The sequence below is a fragment of the Mesonia sp. K4-1 genome (assembly GCF_008017825.1).
Lineage (GTDB): Bacteria > Bacteroidota > Bacteroidia > Flavobacteriales > Flavobacteriaceae > Mesonia.
The window spans coordinates 1-613 of sequence record NZ_VRLS01000101.1; the positions used below are offsets into that span (position 1 = coordinate 1).

Genomic DNA, 613 nt, shown 5'->3' on the forward strand with positions numbered 1-613 from the left:
AACAAAGAACTGAGGTAAAATCCAACTCTTTTCTACATTAAATTTGAGACATAATTAGTCTGTTCTAAAATCTATGCAAATAGATCTTAGCTATAACATTTATTTCTTTTTCCCTACCTATCCGTTTGCAAGAACAGATACATAGTTTTCATCGTAGGGCAATCCAGATTTAGCTATGGCAAAGGCTTGTTTTAAAAGCTTGTTAGCTACCGCTATCAAGGCCAGTTTCTTGCTTTTACCCTTTGTCACAATTCGTTCATAGATTTCCTTGCAAGCCTTATTGTGTTTGCAGGCATTAAACGCGCACAAAAACAACAGATTCCGCAGCTTCTTATTTCCCACTTTACTAATCCTGCTTCTGCCTCTTACGCTACTGCCTGATTCACGTATCGTAGGGGTAATACCTACATAACTACACAGCTGAGAAGCCTTCTCAAACTTAGAAAAGCCATCAGTTATCACAACTAAAAATAAAGCCGTCTTGATCCCGATACCTGGTATACTCGTTAGTAAGGTTAGTTGCTGCTGCTGATCTTGTTTTACAAGCTTCAGTAAACGATCTTCAATACCCTTAATCTCTTTGTCTAAGTGTTTGAGATTACGCTTTAAAGAC

1 protein-coding gene is annotated in these 613 nt (G+C 37.7%); it reads right to left on the reverse strand.

Going from position 1 to position 613, the window contains the following annotated elements; genetic code table 11:
- Positions 1–117 precede the first annotated feature (117 nt).
- The coding region (locus tag FT986_RS15820; RefSeq protein ID WP_147865867.1) for a transposase at positions 118–613 on the reverse strand (496 nt) is incomplete at its 5' end.